Below are 17,788 nucleotides of genomic sequence, written 5' to 3' on the forward strand. Positions count from 1 at the left end.
AGACTCATCTGACAAAAAACCTTTCCCACTCTGAGGGTGCCCGATTTGATGTCGTTCTCTAAAAATAGTTTTTTTATCTAGAGCATGACCACCTTCTTGTTCATACCTTATCTATTAGTAACTTAAATAAATAAAGGTGGAATTCTTATGGACAAACAAACACCGCTCAAAAAGTTTTTAGAGAGAAGGTGATATTGGTTACTGGAGGCACCGGCTCCATTGGACAGTGTATTGTTTCTTCCTTAGTAAAATGTCACCCTAAAAAAATCATTATCTTCAATAAAGATGATAGTAAACAATATTTAATGAAACAGCAGTACTCCAATTATTCCAATATCGACTTTCTATTAGGAGATATTCGAGAGTTTGAATCAGTGGAATACGCTACGAGAGGTGCAGATATTGTCTTTCATGTAGCCGCTTTAAAACAGGTACCTATATGTGAGGACCACCCATTTGAAGCTGTCAAAACCAATATTATAGGAAGCGAAAATGTCATCAGGGCAAGTATATTAAATAAAGTCCAAAAGGTGATAAATGTTAGCACGGACAAAGCAGTTAATCCTACCAACACGATGGGAGCAACCAAACTAATCTCAGAAAAGCTCTTCTCTAACGCAAACTTTTTAATACACAATCATCAAACCATTTTTTGTTCAGTGCGGTTTGGGAACGTCATTAATTCTAGAGGCTCTGTCTTCCCTCTTTTTATTGATCAAGCGAAGTCTGGCAGCCCTATTACGGTTACAGATCCTAACATGACTAGATTTATCATGAGTATTTCTGATGCAGCACAATTAACTTTAAAATCTGCCTTTTTTTCAAAAGGGGGAGAAATTTTTATTTTCAAGATGAAATCACTAGAGATAGTAAAGCTGGCTGAAACAATTAGGAAATACTATCATACACAGGGAGTGACCTCCCCTCCTATTAAGTCGATAGGGAAACGAAGTGGTGAGAAGCTATTTGAAGAGTTAATATCTTATCATGAGAAGGACCAGGTTGTAGAAGACGAAGAGTTATATGTTGTTCTTCCAGACCCTACTTCTTCCTTTCATCACTTTACTAAGACAACAAACCCTGTTCTTAGATCTGATCAAATAGAAAGTATAAATGAAAAGGAGATTATTAAATTGTTAGAAGAAATTGAAAACAACTAGGTGATTGTTGTGAATAAGAAAAATAAAATTATTTGGCTCTGCACACTTGAGTTTCTTTCTCGGTTTCATCCTATCAAGTATGATCAAGTTCCATTAGTCCTGCCTCTATTAAGAGACTTTCAAAAATATATTAAAAGACATTACAAGAAGGCTTATCACTGGAAAAAAATTCTCCTTTGAAGAAAGCTGTGCATACGGCCTGCGAACCTTATTTAATAAATGAACAGCCAGTGGTGAAAAAAGAAAGAAAATTACTTGTGCGCGCTCAATTGTTCCCCTTAACAAAACATTTTAAAAATTCTCAGTGTATATATATAGCACATCATAAAAAAGAATACCAAGAAGCTCGAACCCATAAAGAATGTAGGCCTTTATTGTATTTACCTCGCATTCCAGAAACAATAATAGCGGGGACTGCGGAAAAAAAGATTCAGAACCAACTAAAGAAGATATTTCGTTCAAGAAACACGCCCCGTTTTTTTCGCACCAAGCTTTTACCACATGGATGTGGAAAAATACCAGGAATCTGCTAATGAAAATCAGAAAAGTTCATACATTGTTTAAGAAATATTCCTTTTCAGGGGTGTTATATGGTTCAACGATTAACCGGCACGGAGCCTTGGTCACGACATTTGCCCAAACCCGAAAAATAAAGACCGTGAATCTTCAACACGGCTTATTGGGTGAAATTGGGCATTTACCTGTAAACGCACACTTAAATTTCGTATGGGGGAAATCCCATCAAGATTATTTATTGGCTTTTGGCGCGCCTAAACAAAAAATCAAAATGGTGCCTCCCGTGTTTATCAGAAACAACAGCTTGGGTCTTTCCGATTTCACTGACAAAAGGTCTGTTCCACCTGCTCCACCTTTGAAAGTCTTAGTTGCTCTTCAACCGTTGGGGGCCCAACATAACCATACAATGATTCGTAGGATTGAAAATGCAGCAAAACGCTACCCAGGTAAAGTCCTAGTGTCTTATAAACTACATCCTGATCAAAGTAGAAAACTTTATCAAAAACAAATCCGTTCATCTTCTTCTAAACTTTTGTCGCATTCCGGCAATTCCCTTCATAATCTCATGAAATGGTGCGACATAATCATTACTCCTTATTCCACCGTGGCCTATGAAGGCCTTTTATGTAAAAAAGCTGTAGTGTTTTATGGACGACCACAACCTTTTTATTATTTAAAAGGATGCGCTACCTTTGTAAAAACCGAAGAAGATATAAAAAAGTTATTCTTACAACTCATAAAACATCCTACATTTTTATCCACCCTCATCAATCAACTCTCATTGAAAGACAATATAAAAAATCATTCCTATGCTCCTCTAGCCATAGAAAACTATTTATAAAACTAACTTTATTTATATAAAAGGGGATTTTTTATGAAAACAAATAAACGAGTCATTGCCCTGATTCCTGCACGGGGTGGAAGTAAAGGGATCCCTTATAAAAACATTAAACTTTTTAATGGAAAACCTCTTTTAGCTTGGGCAATTATAGCAGCGAAACAAGTGAAAGAAATTCAGCGAGTGATGGTTTCCACTGACGACAGGAAAATTGCTGAAGTCGCGAGACATTACGGGGCTGAAGTTCTGGAAAGACCAAACCATTTGGCTGAGGATGATTCTTTACCCCTTGATGTAGTGAAAAATGTCATCACCACCTTAAGAACGCAGGGGGAACATGCCAGGTTTATGGTCTACCTAGAGCCAACGAGCCCACTAAGAAAACCCGTAGACATTAAGCGGTGCCTAAATCTCTTATTAGACGAAGGTGCGCCTTTTCATTCAGTAAGTACCTTTACAGAAGCCGAGCTTAACCCTCACCGCGCTTGGAAAATAAAAAATACTACTCCAACGGTCTTTCTTCCAGAAGCCAATCCTTGGCTTCCACGTCAAAAACAACCGAAAGCATACCAACTGAATGGGGCCATCTATAGTTTTCATATGGATCACTTGTTGAAAAACTCTTCCACCCTGCTTCCTCTTCCTACGGCCGCCGTTTTGATGCCAAAAGAACGATCTGTAGATATTGATGACGAAGTGGACTTTTTACTGGCTGAATTACTTATGAAGAGGAGAATGGAGCATGAAAACTCTGAATGAACTGTTTTCACTAAGAGGTAAAACGGCTCTTGTGACGGGTGGAGCAGGATATTTGGGAAGTGAAATATGTTACACCTTGGGAGAGCTTGGGGCTGACATTATTATTGCTAGTCGAAATGTAAAACAATGCAAAGAAAAAAGCGTGGAGCTCACAAATTATTTTAATAATCAGGTGAAGGTGACACCGATGAAATTAGACGTGATGGATAAAGCGTCTATTGCTCAATGTTTTAAGGATATCCATCAAACGTTCGGCGGCCTCGATATTCTAGTGAATAATGCTTGGTCCGGAAACAAAAATTCCTTAGAATCTATTTCCTATGATGACTGGGAATATGATATCAACATGAGTCTCAACTCTGTTTTTTACTGTGTGAAAGAAAGTTTACCTGGATTAAAGAAAAACCAAGGTGTGATATTGAATGTGGCCTCTATGTATGGGCATGTAGCGCCTGATTACCGTATATACGATGGTTTAAAACATACCAACCCTCCTAGTTACGGAGCAGCCAAAGCCGGGGTTATCCAATTTACTAAATACTTAGCAAGTTTTCTTTCGCCCTATAAGATACGAGTTAATTCTCTAAGCGGGTGCCTTTCCTCATGGAAATACTACGCAAGACACCGCCTTTGTAAAAGAGCTGTCTTCAAAAAACCCAATGAACAGAATAGGAGAAGCCCACGAAATTAAAGGTGCAGTCGCCTTACTTTGCTCCAATGCGTCAAGTTATATGACGGGGCAAAATATTTGTGTCGATGGTGGGTGGGCCATATGGTAATGAAAATCGGGGTCGTGGGAGTGAATGAGGGAAACGGTCATCCTTTTTCTTTTAGTTCCATCATAAATGGCTACGAAAGCAGATATCTTTTACAAGCCGGATGGGACCTCATAGAAGATTATTTAAGAATTAGAGACCCATCGGAGTTTGGTTTTGAAAACATAAAGGTAACTCATGCTTGGTCACAGGATTTTAGATTTACCAAGCTATTATGCCAGGCTTGTAAGATTCCGCACCCCGTTCAACATTTAAATGAAATGAGCAAGGCAGTGGATGCAGTCATTATTGCCAGGATGATTATAAACATCATATGGAGTTAGCTATGCCTTTTTTGAAAAAAGGCCTTCCCGTATTTGTAGATAAACCTCTTTCGTTAATCCCTACCGAGCTCCAACTGCTTAAACCATATCTTCTCACAGGTCAATTAATGTCCTGTTCAGCTATGCGTTATGCGAAAGAACTTGATGAGGTGCGAAACAATATCCATGCGTACGGGGAACTTCCTGTCATTCGAGGGATTGGTCCTAATTTGTGGGAAACGTACGGTATTCATTTACTAGAAGCTATTGTGTCGACCACTGATATAGAAGCAACATCTGTCCTATCCCTTAATGCTGCCCATTCTTCCATAGTGATTCAAACAGAAACAGAAGGGGTGGTACACATCGACACGGTGGAAAGCGTCAAAGGAGCAAAAGGGTATTCCCTTCCTTTCCAAGTTGACTTTTGGGGCACGAAAATGCATACCTCTGTAAATATTAAAGACAATTTTTCGATGTTTCGAAGAATGCTTTGGCATTTCTTTCACTCCATTTCAACAGGGAAACCAGCAATCAATTCCAACGAAACCTTACACATCCTGAAAACGTTAATTGCCGGCCGCATTTCGAAGCTACAAAACAGAAAGGTTTATATTCATGAAGTTAACATATAAGAATCTTTTTTCCTTACACAACAAGACGGCGATCGTTACGGGTGGGCTAGGCATTTTAGGAAGACACTTTTGTGCAGGGTTGGCTGAATGCGGTGCAAACGTCGTAGTGGTGGATCTTGATGAACCACAAGCAAAAAGCTTCGCCAACGCATTAGCGAAGGATTACCATGTTCATTGTATCGGGATTGGCTGTGATGTATCCTCTCCAGAACAAGTAAAAGATATGGTGAAACAAACGAAACGTACATTTAAAACCATTGATATTTTGCTCAATAACGCAGCAAGTAAAACAAAAGATGTTACTCATTACTTTGCCCCCTTTGAAGAATATTCCTTAGCGGATTGGCGTAAGGTGATGTCTGTGAACATCGATGGAATGTTTCTGGTTGCTCAACAGGTTGGAATCGAAATGGTGAAACAAAATCAAGGGGGATCCATCATTCAAACCTCCTCGATTTATGGAATTGTAGCCCCAGACGGGCGTATTTATGAAGGTTCATATTATTTAGGAACTTCTATCAATACTCCAGCTGTATACTCTGCCTCAAAGGCTGCGGTATGGGGACTAACCAAGTACTTAGCAACTTATTGGGCGGAGAAGGGAATAAGAGTCAATATGCTCACCCCGGGTGGAATTGAAAGTGGGCAAAACGAAACATTTAAACAAAAATATGCTCACCGAACACCTTTAGCCAGAATGGGAGTTCCTGAAGAAGTGGTGGGAGCGGTTATTTACCTCTCCTCTTCTGCCTCTAGTTATGTTACTGGACAAAATATTATTGTGGATGGTGGTTTAACTACTTGGTAACCGTGGTGTGATTTTTTGAGAAAGGGTTTGAGGCCGGATGACCAACACAAGAATTGCCGTGATAGGGATGGGCCAGATTGGTAGACGACACCTCCAAGCTCTCACTCGGATTGACCGGCCAATCCATATTCAAGTGGTGGATCCAAGTCCTTCTGCATTACAACAAGCCAGAAAGGCTTATCATGACATGAAACCCCCTCGGTATCCACAGCATGTCGAGTATTTTTCAAGGTTAGATTCCCTTTCACCACACTTACATTTGGCCATCATTGCTACTACCGCAGAAGTGAGAAAAGCGACTGTGGAGCAGTTACTCCGCCTAAAAAATGTTCACCGTCTTATCCTTGAAAAGGTGGTTTTCCAATACCCAGATGATTTTGTAAATATAAACAAGGTTCTTCAAGAAAAAAACGTGAAAACATGGGTGAACTGTCCGCTGAGAATCTACCCCTTTTTTTCAGGAACTAAAAAAAAATATAAAATGCCAAACAAAGGAACCAGCTCCTATTAATTATTTTTTAAGTGGATGCCAATTTAATTTGGCCTCCAACACCATTCACCATTTAGATCTTTTTTCTTATTTGACGGAGACAACGCAGGTCACGTTGGATGAATCGTTACTTTCCAAACAGGTTCTTCCCAACAAACGCAAAGGGTTCATGGAGTTTACTGGAACGTTACAAGGATCAACCAATGCGGGAGACCGTATCACACTTACATCATACCCCTCAGGAGCCTCGCCCTTGTTACTACATGTTAATAACAATCATGTTCGGTGTATCGCAAAGTTTAATGAAAATAAAGCGTGGGTATCCTACTCACCTACGTGGTCTTGGAAAGAGGTGGACTTTCACGTCCCTTATCAAAGTAATTTAACCCATCTGGTTGCACAGCAAATATTAGATGAGGATTACTGCAAACTTCCTACTTATTCAACATCCTGGCAATTACATCTCCCCCTACTGCATTCTCTCACACGTCATCTCCATTCAACCGGAAATTGGAGTGAGAAAAGATGTCCCATAACTTAAACCCGATCCTATTGGTTGGCGCAGGGAGAATGGCAATAGAGTATGCGAAAGTACTCCAGAAACAAAAGGTTCCCTTTATTTGTGTCGGACGTAGCGCCTCTACCGCTGAAGCGTTTGAAAAGCAAACTGGCGTTTCCCCGAAAACCGGGGGCCTTACTCGTTTTTTAAATGAGAAAAATTGGCCTCCCTCCCGTGCGATTGTATGTGTAAACGTTGAGGAACTCTGTACATCTACGCTTGCCCTTTTGAATTACGGGTGCACAAACATACTTGTCGAAAAGCCCGGCGGGCTACACCTAGAAGAGATTGAGAAGGTTGCTTGTGAGGCACAATTGAAAAAAGCAAATGTTTACGTAGCCTATAATCGGCGATTTTATGCGTCAACTAAAAAAGCTAAATCGCTCATTGAAGAAGATGGCGGTGTCGAGTCCTTTCATTTTGAATTTACAGAGTTATCATCGCGTATTTCCACGTCACCGCTTTCACCTAAAGTGAAAGAGAATTGGTTATTAGCCAATTCTACTCATGTAATTGATCTGGCCTTCCATCTAGGGGGAGAACCCAAGAAGATGATAAGTTTTTCACACGGAGGAACGACATGGCACCCGGTGGCTTCCGTGTTCACTGGGGCAGGTCTGTCAGAGAAAAATGCGCTATTTTCCTATCACGCAAATTGGAATACTGCGGGGAGATGGGGAATCGAGGTAATGACAAAGAAAAGACATCTCGTTTTTCGTCCTTTAGAACAGTTGCATGAATTAAAACCTGAAACGTTCTCTTTGAAAAAAATACCCCTCCATGATCAGTGGGATCAAGATTATAAACCTGGTTTATTTTCGTTAGTGGAGGCGTATCTTTCTTCTCCTAAAAATAAAGCGTTAGTTTCAATCGAAGACCAATATAGAAAAACCCTTTCTTGGTATGAGCAAATTAAATACACAAAGGGGACTATATAATGTATGGCGAAGAGAAATTAAATAATCACTATATAATACGATATGGATTAACCAAAGAGTTTTTTGAGGGATTTGCCGGGCTAAAACATTTAGATATTGAAATACCTTTATGCTTAATTCGCCATTTTCATATATGGATCCAGCCTTTTGTTGATTTAAATTTATCAAACAAGGCCTATGTCCAAACACTACAGAGAAAACATCATCTCTACTCTGCTGAAGATATTCAACATCGCCTTCAAGCAAGAAACCAACCAGCCAACAAAAGAAAAAAAAGGGATCAAAAAAAGTCATTGTGATGCCGGCTCGGTTTGTTGATTTAGCCCTTCAACGTTTTTATAAGGATAACGTTTTATTGATTATCACTACCGCACAAGAAGGAGCGACCATTAAAGAAAAGAAACTCCCAAACCATTTTGATACCTTTTACGTAAGTAAAGCTTTAGCCAAAGTGCAACTATCTGCACCATCCAGAAAACTTTTAACCGAAAAATTAGATCGTACTCTCAATAAACACAGGTATCACCCCGTTTTCGGAAAAGATGATTTCGGAAAATGGCTTCGCGGATATACATTTCGAATGGCCAAAATGCTGGAAGCCTTTGATCTCTTGTTTCAAGAGTACGAGGTGGGCGTAGTACTTGATCATTTAGAAATTACCGTTCCCGCAAATATTACTTCCTTGCTTTCTCTAAAATACGGTGCTCCATTTATCATTCTTCCTCAATTACTTCTTAGTGACAGATCCATATTACCCACTAGAGCTGCTTACCATTTTGTGTGGGGAGTTAATTATAAGGAATGGCTTCAAAAAAGAGGAGTAGAATCCTCGAAAATTAAAATCGTGGGAAATCTAAGATTTGAACAATACCAAACATCGCCAAGTATGACTAAAGCTGAATTTAGATCTCGACTAAACATCCCACGTTCAAATTTAATAATTACGTTTACCTCTCAGCCATTACCAGAGGAAGTAAACCATACCATACTAAAATGGATTCACGCTGCCGCAAAGAATTTACCTGTCACCTTTCTCATAAAACCGCATCCCTCGGATAAAGTTGACTACAGTGCTTATATTCAAATACCCAAAAAGATTATTCTTCCTGCTTCTTGTGATCTTTATAATATCTTAGCCAATACAGATATTGTTACGACAGTATCTTCTAATACTGCTATTGAAGCAGCAATCATGCAGAAAGGCATACTGATCTTACAGCCTACCATTCCGTACCATTACGAGTATCATAATAATGATTTCAATTCCCACCTTGTAAAAGCATCTGCGGGAGCTCCCATTTATAACGAGCAGCAGCTTATTCAAGAAATTCGAGAGTTACTCAATAACAAGAGAAGGAGCAAAGACCTTTATATGCAAGGGCAAGCATTTTTAGAAAATACCATATCTTCTTCTTCATACCCTTCCCCTTCCACACGAATTAGTCAGCTCGTGCATACTTTAATAAAATAAATGGGAGAGACGTCTATGTATGGAGAAGAAAAATTAAATAATCATTATATTTTGAGATATACGTTAACCAAAGAATTTTTTGAAACTTTTCATTCACTAAAATATCATGGAATAGAACTGACACTCCCCATAGTAAGGCAATTTCATATTTATATTAAACGGTTTGTGAACGCGAACCGTTCAAATCAACAATATGTCAAGCGGCTCCAAAAGAAACATAAACTATACACCATGAAAGATGCCCAGCGTGCGTTAGCCCGTATTCCAAGACGTGTGAAAAACCTCTCCAATCAAACACAGCGTAAGACAATTTTACTACCGGGACGTTTTGTTTCCTTTGCCCTTAAACAATTTCCAAGCGCCAACATTGTTTTTTTAGTCTCAACCAAAGAAGACGAAAAAAGCTTTACAAAGTGTAGTAATCCCATCAAATATGAAAGTGTTTAACTATCATGCTTCTCTTAATATAAAGGCTATCCCTAAAAGCGTAACCCAGTCAATTGTGAAAAAGCAAATCGATTGTTAAACAAACAAAAGAGACACAGAGTGTTTGGGAAAAAAACGTTTCGTAATTGGTTTCGGAAATTAATAAAAAAATCAATCAAGATCATCGCTACTTTAGAAGAGTTACTCTTAAACAATCCTATAAAAATAATCGTTGATCATGTAGAAATTATTAATCCCGGGACGACTCTTTCCTTACTTGCTCGTAAGTTTAATTTACCTTTTGTAAATATGCCCCAAGTATTGATTGGAGACCGGTCCCTCATTCCTACCAGAGCAACTTATTATTTTGTTTGGGGGAAATTATATAAAGAGTGGTTAATCAAAAGAGGGATACACCCCTCCAGGATCAAGGAAACAGGAAATATAAATTTTGAATATCAAAAGAATAATCAAACTATGTCAAAGCAAAGAGTGTGTCAGTTGATGCGAATTCCATCAAACCATCTAATTATCACCTACACTACACAACCATTTAGCAAAAGTGTTAATCAACAAATTACGAATTGGTTCACAAGAGCCGTACATTCCTCCCTGCCTTTGACTATTGTTATTCGTCCTCATCCCTATGATAAGTTAGATTATTCTCGACTATTTCAAGGGAAACCCAATATCGTGGTAGCTCCAAAAACATTGAAGCTTTATGATCTACTGTATAACTCAGATATAGTAGCGACCATTTCTTCAAATACGGGCATAGAAGGAGCACTGTTAGGCAAAGCACTTTTTATTTTACAACCAAAGATTCCTTATCATTATGAACATCATAATAATAATTTTAATGCGCACCTTGCAAACGCAAAGGCTGGGCCAGCCATATATAACCAAAGACAGTTAGCATCCTATTTGTCAAAGGTCATAGCCTCTCCTACTTATAGAGATGTACTCAGAAGACAAAGTCAACGGTTTATAACACAAACGTTAAACCCAACCAGTACTCCGTCTGTTCACATCCGACAGTTAATGACCATATTAGTAAGGAAAAGGTGATTGTTGTGAGTGAAGTACTAGCGGTGATTCCAGCAAGGGGAGGGTCCAAAAGACTGCCAGGGAAAAACATCAAACTTTTACATGGGGTTCCCCTTATAGAATATACAATAAAAGCGGCAAACCGTTCTTCTTATGTTGATCGATGTATTGTCTCTACCGATGATCAAAACATAGCAACTATTTCCAAAAAAGCAGGAGCCGAAGTTCCTTTTTTACGACCAGCTAAGCTTGCCATGGACCATTCCCCGGTTATGGATACTTGTTTACATGCTTTACGTTATCTACAACAAACAGAGAAATATGAACCTGATATTTTTTTATTATTACAACCCACTTCCCCCTACGTAACGAAAAACATATTGATGAGGCCATTGACTTGCTCCATAAGCAAAATGCAGATTCCATCGTTAGTGTTTATAAACTCAACTCTTCCATTAATCCTTTTTATAAACTTAATTCAAATGGCACCCTCTCCCCCATTTTTCCTGAAAGGAGAATGCAGCGTTCTTCTACAGACAAAAATGTTTATTGTCTCAACGGAGCGATCTATGCATCTAAAACAGCATTTTTAAAAGAAAGAAAATCTTTTTTGGGTGAGAGGTCATACCCTTATGTCATGTCAGATAAGAGTTCAATAGACATTGACACGAGCCTGGACTTCCAGTTTGCCTCCTTCCTACTCAACTAAGGAAGGATACAGAGAATTAGGAGGGGACTGTCATGGGAACGATTGGGATCATTGGGACGGGAGGCCATGCGAAGGTCATTACAAATATATTAGAAAAAACTCTTCCCTACTCTTTTTTTCTGCCTCCAACGCACCTTTTTTAGGGAAGTATAGTGTGAATAAAGACTCAGTGGACAATTTATTACTTTGGAAATCAGAAGTAGAAGGATGGCACGTGGCTATTGGGGACACAACCATTCGTAAAGAAAAAATCATCTTCCTGCTAAACTACAACTTCCCTTTAACTTCGGCTATTCATCGTCAGAGTATAATTTCTAAGTGTGCAAAGATAGGAAAAGGAACTTCCATCATGGCGGGGGCTGTTGTAAACCCTCAAACGACTATTGGCGAAAGTTGCATTATAAATACATCAGCTAGTGTAGATCATGATTGTAAAATTGAAGATTATGTAAACATAGGACCTGGGAGCCGCTTAACCGGGAATGTCCTTATTGGAACGTTAACAGACATTGGTGCCGGGGTGACCGTTATTCCCAATGTGAAAATCGGGAAAAACTGCAAAATTGGTGCAGGAGCCGTTGTTATTTCCGATATTCCAGATAATAGTGTGGCCGTGGGGGTCCCAGCAAAAGTGATTAAAACGAATGCTCCTCTTTAATAAGATAACCTGTCAAAAAACATTTTCCCCATTTTTAACAGACAACGGGCCTTATGAATCTCCATGAGAGATTTTTTTGACGGTCAATTACACTAAAAATGTACGAATGAGGTAGTTTTGTACCCCTCACTCCTTTATTTCCCTTCATATAATATATAAGGCATTTTTAGATAAAGGAGTGAACTTGATGCTGCCAACCAAAACGAAAGTTGGAGTATTGTTAGGCGCACAGACAATCAGAAACCTTCACAATAAAAAGCAGATAAAGTTTAATATTAAAGAATTGTTAGAAGCTAATAAGTCCGTTGGCACGGAGCTTTTTTTCTTTTCTAAATCAGATGTTCATATAAATAGAAAGTACATTCTAGCCACGTATTATGACGATGTAAACCAAAACTTCAAGAAAAGAGTAACCTCCTACCCTCACGTCCTATATAGCCGTACTCGTGCTATTGATCACAAGAGCCATAGAAATTTCAGAAAACATCTCAAACATAGTGGTGTTCTTTTTTTAAATTCCAAAAGTGCTTTTGATAAATGGCTTGTTCATCTTAAATTAGTAGAAGAAAAAAATTCGCTGTTCATCTCCCATTAACGAAACTTTATCATCCAAAAGCATTGCAACAGATGTTTAAACAAACCGATACCATTTATATTAAATCAAGAACTGGACGAAAAGGTTTTAATATTATTCAAGTAAGAAAGGTTGGAAGAAAAACCTACGAATATAAGTACTTTTTAAAGAAATTAGTGCATAGAAGAGTTACATCAATAAGCAAGTTGACTAGAGTCATACGAAAAGCTTTAAAAAGGAAAAAAAGCAATCATGCAAGCAGAAATTAAAACCATAAAACTAAATGGAAAAATAATTGATATGCGAGCCGAGGTCCAACGCAACAAGAAAAATGAATTAAACATTACTGATTTGTTTGTTAAATTGGGAGCACCTAACGCCCACATTACTAACTTACTTTCAGGAGCAACGTTTCATCGATTTGAACCTTTTTTTCATCTCATTTGAAGTATTCAGAAGAACAGATTAAGACGTTAAAAGGTAGAATCGTGAATTTCGTGAAGGAAGCCTGCTTAAGATTAGAAAGTATCTATGGAAATCTTGGAGAGACTGCAATTGATTTTGCTTTAGATAACGGAGGCAAACTATGGTTTATAGAATGTAATGCAACGTCTACAAAGTTAGCCTATCTAGTAGGAGGCTCTCCCCCACAAGTACGGAAACAGGCTTTTATCAACCCTTTAGAATATAGTAGATATCTTCATCATGGTTCGTCTGGGAGATGAGGCATCCTGACCAAACAATTGCAGGTGCCCTCCCACCCCTGTCAAAATCACTCCTTAATTAATAAGTATTTGTGAAGGTGCGATAAAGATAACCGAGGTACCTTATCCATAGAGCCTAGAAGAAAAACTCTTTACTTGTTGGACAAGTGCCGGTACACTCTTCTTTTCTTTTTCATATTTTATGAAAAAACCATGAAAAAGAAAGGAACATTTTTTATGTCTAACGATAACATGGTCAATTCCTTCCGCTCTTATTCGCATAAACTAGACCCCTCCTTAAGAGAGAATCTCCTATTTTCTTACCAACCTTTGAACAGGACACCTCGTTTTTTGCGTGTCTTTTATGAAAGGTTTATCAGCAAGACTAAAAAGTTGTCTGTCATCGTTGAATTTGACAAAGAGCAGTGTACGAAAGGTCTGCTTGAAGTAGAAGAGATTATACAACACCATAAAAACTGTAAGATGAACCATCACTTCACTAGAATTTCTTGCTGCAGTGCGAATATTACACCTGCAGCATTGCAAGACATGCTTTCTAGGTGCTCTTCTATTAAGAAAGTACATTTAAACCGAGAAATCAAAGCCTTACTCAATACCGCTATTCCTGCTGCGAAGGCAAAAAGCGTGAAGAGAGACAATACTGTATTAACGGGGAAAGGAATCACTACGGCAATCATTGATACAGGGGTGTATCCTCATGAAGATTTAACTGGAAGGATTATAGATTTTGCGGACTTTATTAACGAAAGGACCGAACCCTATGATGATAACGGGCACGGTACTCATTGTGCGGGTGCTGTAGCGGGAAATGGTCTAGCTTCTAACGAGAAGTATAAGGGGCCTGCACCTGAGTCAAACATTATCGGTGTGAAAGTTTTAGATAAAATGGGTGCTGGCTCATTAGAAACCGTCATGCTTGGAGTAGAATGGTGCATTGAATATAATGAAAAACACCCAAACAATAAAATTGACATTATAAATCTGTCCTTAGGAAGTCTCGCCCAAAGGTTTGATAATGAAGAAGAAGATCCCCTGGTACGAATCGTAAATGAAGCATGGGATCAAGGAATCGTCGTTTGTGCAGCCGCAGGAAATGATGGTCCTAAGGAAAAAACCATATCAAGCCCAGGTGTGAGTGAAAAGGTGATCACAGTTGGCGCTCTTGATGATAAAGATACTGCATCAAGAAAAGATAATGAAGTGGCGGATTTTTCTAGCCGCGGACCAACGCCTTATGGAAAGGCAAAACCGGATATTTTAGCTCCCGGTGTCGATATTATCTCCTTACGTTCCCCACTCTCTTATATCGACCGATTACAGAAACATGATAGAGTCGAAAACGATTATTTCACCATGTCAGGCACTTCAATGGCTACTCCTATTTGCGCTGGAGTGGTTGCCTTGCTCCTTCAGCATAATCCCGAACTCACGCCACAACAAGTAAAAAAAATGATACTAGAGGGAGCAGATATGTGGAGTGATAAGGACCCAAACGTGTATGGTTCTGGATATATAAATGCAGAGAACTCTATATCACAGTAACTTAAATGAGTTTTGGAGGTTCTCTTAAAGCTTCTTGGTGAGCGTTTGTATTTTAAGGAAGCGGAACCTTACGCCTTTCGATAAAAATAAACACTACTAATGAAACCCATGAGGCTACTTAACTGCATACTTTTTCTTACTGCTAGTCTCTACCTAATTATGATCATCCCCCACTTCCCTTTATCTCGTTACAGATTTTAACAAGCAAAAAGAATAACGCACAATAAAGGTCCAGTATTAGCCACTTCGATATACTATAAAATGATGGCCCACCTCCTACGAAATATAGGTGACTATCAAACCGTCACCCCTTATTTGGAAAAACACACATTTTTACAGGACTCACGTTACCCGTGTTATTCGATACCTTTTCATCCTAGCACTCATTTATCAATTTATAACCTTGTCCTCCTAACAAAGAGTATACATCGTCTATACCTATTTTCCGCAGTACTCATACATTAATAAAAAAGGGTGGAGCAAAAGTGAAGATAAAGTGGTTACGTACGATTCCATCTGCAGAGATCTATTTGCCAATACGTTTGAAAAAGGAATTTAGATCACAAGCAGGCAGGATCACCTTTCACTTTGGATCCTGGAAAAAGAAAATGACGGTCCAGTTTAAGAAAGACCTGCCAGTCAATATGATTGGTCTTTCAAAGAGCTTTAGAAACGTTCTTTTTATCCCCGAAAACCTTTCCTTTGAGTATAGAATTAAAAGAAATTCATTTTATCTAGGCCCAATGATACTGTGGGTCGCAGCAAACGACAATGAACGTTTAGAAAAGCGTCTGAAAAACTTACAGAAAAGGATTGACAGCTTTGTTCCCGTCAGAGGTATGATCTGTGTCTGTTCGGAAGAAGGCATTAATACCAGAAAGAAAGAAATTGAAGGCTATTATTTTCAACCAAATGTAAAAATTGGAGAACAGAAATGGAAAAAGGCCGTTTTCTATGCCCCCGGGGCGGTCTTTAAACGAGTTCCTCTTGAAGAAGAAACTAATAAATTTCTATATAAATGGACAAAGGGACGTATCTTTAATTCGTACTTTTTTAACAAGTGGGAGATGTGGGAATGGCTATCCCTGATCTTACATTACGAAAACACCTTCCGTATACAAACAAAGTAACATCTATTAAAGAAGTTAAAAAAATGCTAAACTCTTATTCCTCCTTGTATGTTAAACCTATCAAAGGTTCTGAGGGCAGGCGCATTCTGCACATCGAGAAAGACGGGACTACAATTAAGATAACAAACGACACAAAAGGAAAATCAACCGTTAAACGACTAGACGATTACCCTCTTTTAAAAAGAAGGATCAAAAGCAATAGACCATATCTTGTGCAGCAAGGAGTTGCAACGAAACACGAGTCAAGAAATATAGATTTTCGCATATATATGCAAAAAAACGAAAAAAAGAAATGGGTCTCTTCGGGGATTACTGCCAGAGTCTCCAAACCCGAAAGTATTATAACAAACTTGCGCCAATTGGATTATTGGATCACCGGGCCAGAGGCCTTATCCCAAATTTTTAAGTTGGATGAAAAAAGCTTAAAACGGCAAGAAGAAAAAATAGTTAGTATTTGTACTCGTGCTTGCAAAAAACTTGATAAAAAAGGTACCTTTGGAGACATTGCTATTGATTTTGTGGTAGACAAGAATCTCCATGTCTGGATTCTTGAAATGAATCTAAGACATGTTTATCCAGTGGAAGACCCTAATTTAGCTCCTGAGGTGAAACGGACCCCCTTTTTGTATGCAATGTCCCTGGCCGGTTTCCCTTTAAAGGAGAAAAAAGAATATTCTAGACTTTCCTATTCGAAACTTCCTTCATTGGAAAGAAAGTGAACATAGCATTCAGCGGTGCCATGTTCACTTTTCAATTTAGCGTCTTTCCCCTACATATCCATTACAAAAATAATTCACCAAAAGGAATACGGATTGTTTCGTTATATCCTCCCCTGTCAGCCTCTACAAACTTCCACTCTAAACAGCAATTATGTACGTTATAGGTACTAAGTGTGATAATCGTCATGACATAAAAAAAGCAGGTGTGACCCTTATGCCTTGACTTCATCGTTTTTAGGAGACGGTTAGACGATAAAGCAAAGCATAAGCACCTGCTCAGAAAATATATATGCACCTAAAATTAGGCTATGCGCGAAAAAACACACCACTTTTCAATAAAAGTGGTGTGAAAAGAACTGGTTAGAAAGGTTGTGATACAATTTTATTATATTAAGAACTACAAGATATGTTTGGACTTCTGCCCACCTTATAAAAATTGGATCCTGTGTTTTCGCTCTTCGTTTCCTTTCTCCTTTAACGTTGACATCGCTTGATTTTTTCCCTTCTTTTGCCTATAAATCACAATTTTAGTCAGAGGACTCCCATTCATGCTGTGGTCTTTAGCGCAATCAAAATAGAAGCCCTCCATGTTATTTTGAGTACTCCGTAGAACCTGTAAAATCCCAAGTAAGAATTACATAGTGGCCACATAAACGAATGGCAGCATAGTTGGGGCAATATAGAGACGGATACTGGATACTTCCTGATATAATCATTCCTAATTGCAAGAGAGCAAAGCCAATGAAAATAATACCCCTTATATAGGCATGGAAAGATACATCGCTGTTACCCTTCATTTCCCTCAACTCCCACTCTCTAGTTCTGTATGTAAATAAATAGAAATAGGGTACATTGGAAAACAATTTTTACTAATTACCAATCATTTAATATATATTGCTATAGAAAAAAGTAGACCAACTTCTTGTGAGTTCGTCTACTTGGCCATAACAATCTCTTTTAATATTTTTAACCTGCCCTTTCACGCCCGCAGCTACTATCTACTCAG

At 38.6% G+C, this 17,788-nt stretch carries 24 protein-coding genes and 1 pseudogene; 24 read left to right on the forward strand and 1 reads right to left on the reverse strand.

Going from position 1 to position 17,788, the window contains the following annotated elements:
• The first annotated feature begins 188 nt into the window (after positions 1-188).
• The 24 genes and pseudogenes from JCM19033_RS19190 to JCM19033_RS19295 all read left to right on the forward strand — a co-directional run bounded on the left by JCM19033_RS19190 (position 189) and on the right by JCM19033_RS19295 (position 16,782).
• Positions 189-1,160: a polysaccharide biosynthesis protein gene (locus JCM19033_RS19190; RefSeq protein ID WP_054637512.1), complete on the forward strand. Its 972-nt coding sequence runs from the start codon at positions 189-191 to the stop codon at positions 1,158-1,160.
• 176 nt (positions 1,161-1,336) lie between these two features.
• Positions 1,337-1,693 carry a hypothetical protein gene (locus JCM19033_RS24530; protein ID WP_054637513.1) on the forward strand — a complete coding sequence of 119 codons (357 nt, stop codon included), beginning with the start codon at positions 1,337-1,339 and terminating at the stop codon, positions 1,691-1,693.
• The gene (locus JCM19033_RS19200; protein ID WP_054637514.1) at positions 1,693-2,517 is read left to right on the forward strand and encodes a CDP-glycerol glycerophosphotransferase family protein; all 825 of its coding nucleotides are present in this window, start codon (positions 1,693-1,695) and stop codon (positions 2,515-2,517) included. Before JCM19033_RS24530 ends, JCM19033_RS19200 begins: the two co-directional genes overlap by 1 nt.
• A 33-nt stretch (positions 2,518-2,550) precedes the next feature.
• Entirely contained in the window at positions 2,551-3,273 is a 723-nt protein-coding gene (locus JCM19033_RS19205) for a cytidylyltransferase domain-containing protein (RefSeq protein WP_054637515.1), read from the forward strand.
• The gene (locus JCM19033_RS19210) at positions 3,257-3,964 is read left to right on the forward strand and encodes an SDR family NAD(P)-dependent oxidoreductase (protein WP_198153582.1); all 708 of its coding nucleotides are present in this window, start codon (positions 3,257-3,259) and stop codon (positions 3,962-3,964) included. The genes JCM19033_RS19205 and JCM19033_RS19210 overlap by 17 nt, the downstream gene beginning before the upstream one ends.
• Positions 3,933-4,052, forward strand: a complete 120-nt coding sequence (locus JCM19033_RS28485; protein WP_198153587.1) for an SDR family oxidoreductase — start codon at positions 3,933-3,935, stop codon at positions 4,050-4,052. Before JCM19033_RS19210 ends, JCM19033_RS28485 begins: the two co-directional genes overlap by 32 nt.
• Positions 4,046-4,372 (forward strand): hypothetical protein, encoded by a 327-nt coding sequence (locus JCM19033_RS19215; protein ID WP_054637516.1) that lies wholly within the window; start codon positions 4,046-4,048, stop codon positions 4,370-4,372. Before JCM19033_RS28485 ends, JCM19033_RS19215 begins: the two co-directional genes overlap by 7 nt.
• The gene (locus JCM19033_RS19220; RefSeq protein WP_157049978.1) at positions 4,363-4,986 is read left to right on the forward strand and encodes a hypothetical protein; all 624 of its coding nucleotides are present in this window, start codon (positions 4,363-4,365) and stop codon (positions 4,984-4,986) included. Before JCM19033_RS19215 ends, JCM19033_RS19220 begins: the two co-directional genes overlap by 10 nt.
• Entirely contained in the window at positions 4,970-5,794 is an 825-nt protein-coding gene (locus JCM19033_RS19225) for an SDR family oxidoreductase (RefSeq protein ID WP_054637518.1), read from the forward strand. Before JCM19033_RS19220 ends, JCM19033_RS19225 begins: the two co-directional genes overlap by 17 nt.
• A gap of 37 nt (positions 5,795-5,831) precedes the next feature.
• Positions 5,832-6,305, forward strand: a complete 474-nt coding sequence (locus JCM19033_RS19230) for a Gfo/Idh/MocA family oxidoreductase (protein ID WP_054637519.1) — start codon at positions 5,832-5,834, stop codon at positions 6,303-6,305.
• 504 nt (positions 6,306-6,809) lie between these two features.
• Positions 6,810-7,781 (forward strand): Gfo/Idh/MocA family oxidoreductase, encoded by a 972-nt coding sequence (locus JCM19033_RS19235; RefSeq protein ID WP_054637520.1) that lies wholly within the window; start codon positions 6,810-6,812, stop codon positions 7,779-7,781.
• Positions 7,781-8,080: a hypothetical protein gene (locus tag JCM19033_RS19240; RefSeq protein ID WP_054637521.1), complete on the forward strand. Its 300-nt coding sequence runs from the start codon at positions 7,781-7,783 to the stop codon at positions 8,078-8,080. Before JCM19033_RS19235 ends, JCM19033_RS19240 begins: the two co-directional genes overlap by 1 nt.
• A complete protein-coding gene (locus tag JCM19033_RS19245) occupies positions 8,080-9,252 on the forward strand; it encodes a UDP-N-acetylglucosamine 2-epimerase (protein ID WP_054637522.1) in 1,173 nt (390 codons plus the stop codon). The genes JCM19033_RS19240 and JCM19033_RS19245 overlap by 1 nt, the downstream gene beginning before the upstream one ends.
• Before the next feature lie 15 nt (positions 9,253-9,267).
• The gene (locus tag JCM19033_RS19250) at positions 9,268-9,699 is read left to right on the forward strand and encodes a hypothetical protein (RefSeq protein ID WP_054637523.1); all 432 of its coding nucleotides are present in this window, start codon (positions 9,268-9,270) and stop codon (positions 9,697-9,699) included.
• A gap of 99 nt (positions 9,700-9,798) precedes the next feature.
• Positions 9,799-10,746, forward strand: a complete 948-nt coding sequence (locus tag JCM19033_RS19255) for a hypothetical protein (RefSeq protein WP_054637524.1) — start codon at positions 9,799-9,801, stop codon at positions 10,744-10,746.
• Between the two features lie 5 nt (positions 10,747-10,751).
• Complete coding sequence (locus JCM19033_RS19260) at positions 10,752-11,318, forward strand: cytidylyltransferase domain-containing protein (RefSeq protein WP_198153585.1); 567 nt, start codon at positions 10,752-10,754, stop codon at positions 11,316-11,318.
• A gap of 148 nt (positions 11,319-11,466) precedes the next feature.
• Positions 11,467-11,577, forward strand: a complete 111-nt coding sequence (locus JCM19033_RS26655; RefSeq protein ID WP_269758406.1) for a hypothetical protein — start codon at positions 11,467-11,469, stop codon at positions 11,575-11,577.
• An 11-nt stretch (positions 11,578-11,588) separates the two neighbouring features.
• Positions 11,589-12,092, forward strand: coding sequence for an acetyltransferase (locus JCM19033_RS19265; protein WP_054637526.1), 504 nt, complete (start codon positions 11,589-11,591; stop codon positions 12,090-12,092).
• Positions 12,093-12,279: 187 nt separating this feature from the next.
• Complete coding sequence (locus JCM19033_RS19270) at positions 12,280-12,687, forward strand: hypothetical protein (RefSeq protein ID WP_054637527.1); 408 nt, start codon at positions 12,280-12,282, stop codon at positions 12,685-12,687.
• 23 nt (positions 12,688-12,710) lie between these two features.
• A complete protein-coding gene (locus JCM19033_RS28490; RefSeq protein ID WP_374701272.1) occupies positions 12,711-12,935 on the forward strand; it encodes a YheC/YheD family protein in 225 nt (74 codons plus the stop codon).
• 31 nt (positions 12,936-12,966) lie between these two features.
• Positions 12,967-13,391: pseudogene (locus JCM19033_RS28495) on the forward strand (YheC/YheD family protein).
• A 216-nt stretch (positions 13,392-13,607) separates the two neighbouring features.
• Complete coding sequence (locus JCM19033_RS19285; protein WP_054637544.1) at positions 13,608-14,933, forward strand: S8 family peptidase; 1,326 nt, start codon at positions 13,608-13,610, stop codon at positions 14,931-14,933.
• A 485-nt stretch (positions 14,934-15,418) separates the two neighbouring features.
• Positions 15,419-16,063 (forward strand): hypothetical protein, encoded by a 645-nt coding sequence (locus tag JCM19033_RS23800; RefSeq protein ID WP_054637530.1) that lies wholly within the window; start codon positions 15,419-15,421, stop codon positions 16,061-16,063.
• Positions 16,009-16,782, forward strand: coding sequence for a YheC/YheD family protein (locus tag JCM19033_RS19295; RefSeq protein ID WP_083465600.1), 774 nt, complete (start codon positions 16,009-16,011; stop codon positions 16,780-16,782). Before JCM19033_RS23800 ends, JCM19033_RS19295 begins: the two co-directional genes overlap by 55 nt.
• Positions 16,783-17,372: 590 nt before the next feature.
• Here JCM19033_RS19295 and JCM19033_RS19300 read toward each other — a convergent pair.
• The gene (locus JCM19033_RS19300; RefSeq protein WP_054637532.1) at positions 17,373-17,579 is read right to left on the reverse strand and encodes a hypothetical protein; all 207 of its coding nucleotides are present in this window, start codon (positions 17,577-17,579) and stop codon (positions 17,373-17,375) included.
• Positions 17,580-17,788: the final 209 nt, after the last annotated feature.

The organism is Thalassobacillus sp. C254 (assembly GCF_001310615.1).

Coding starts and splice junctions, on each gene's coding strand:
- JCM19033_RS19200 (WP_054637514.1), top strand. CDS start 1,693: ATGAAAATCAGAAAAGTTCATACATTGTTTAAGAAATATTCCTTTTCA.
- JCM19033_RS19205 (WP_054637515.1), top strand. CDS start 2,551: ATGAAAACAAATAAACGAGTCATTGCCCTGATTCCTGCACGGGGTGGA.
- JCM19033_RS19210 (WP_198153582.1), top strand. CDS start 3,257: ATGAAAACTCTGAATGAACTGTTTTCACTAAGAGGTAAAACGGCTCTT.
- JCM19033_RS28485 (WP_198153587.1), top strand. CDS start 3,933: ATGAACAGAATAGGAGAAGCCCACGAAATTAAAGGTGCAGTCGCCTTA.
- JCM19033_RS19215 (WP_054637516.1), top strand. CDS start 4,046: ATGGTAATGAAAATCGGGGTCGTGGGAGTGAATGAGGGAAACGGTCAT.
- JCM19033_RS19220 (WP_157049978.1), top strand. CDS start 4,363: ATGGAGTTAGCTATGCCTTTTTTGAAAAAAGGCCTTCCCGTATTTGTA.
- JCM19033_RS19225 (WP_054637518.1), top strand. CDS start 4,970: ATGAAGTTAACATATAAGAATCTTTTTTCCTTACACAACAAGACGGCG.
- JCM19033_RS19230 (WP_054637519.1), top strand. CDS start 5,832: ATGACCAACACAAGAATTGCCGTGATAGGGATGGGCCAGATTGGTAGA.
- JCM19033_RS19235 (WP_054637520.1), top strand. CDS start 6,810: ATGTCCCATAACTTAAACCCGATCCTATTGGTTGGCGCAGGGAGAATG.
- JCM19033_RS19240 (WP_054637521.1), top strand. CDS start 7,781: ATGTATGGCGAAGAGAAATTAAATAATCACTATATAATACGATATGGA.
- JCM19033_RS19245 (WP_054637522.1), top strand. CDS start 8,080: ATGCCGGCTCGGTTTGTTGATTTAGCCCTTCAACGTTTTTATAAGGAT.
- JCM19033_RS19250 (WP_054637523.1), top strand. CDS start 9,268: ATGTATGGAGAAGAAAAATTAAATAATCATTATATTTTGAGATATACG.
- JCM19033_RS26655 (WP_269758406.1), top strand. CDS start 11,467: ATGGGAACGATTGGGATCATTGGGACGGGAGGCCATGCGAAGGTCATT.
- JCM19033_RS19270 (WP_054637527.1), top strand. CDS start 12,280: ATGCTGCCAACCAAAACGAAAGTTGGAGTATTGTTAGGCGCACAGACA.
- JCM19033_RS19285 (WP_054637544.1), top strand. CDS start 13,608: ATGTCTAACGATAACATGGTCAATTCCTTCCGCTCTTATTCGCATAAA.
- JCM19033_RS19295 (WP_083465600.1), top strand. CDS start 16,009: ATGGCTATCCCTGATCTTACATTACGAAAACACCTTCCGTATACAAAC.
- JCM19033_RS19300 (WP_054637532.1), bottom strand. CDS start 17,579: ATGAAGGGTAACAGCGATGTATCTTTCCATGCCTATATAAGGGGTATT.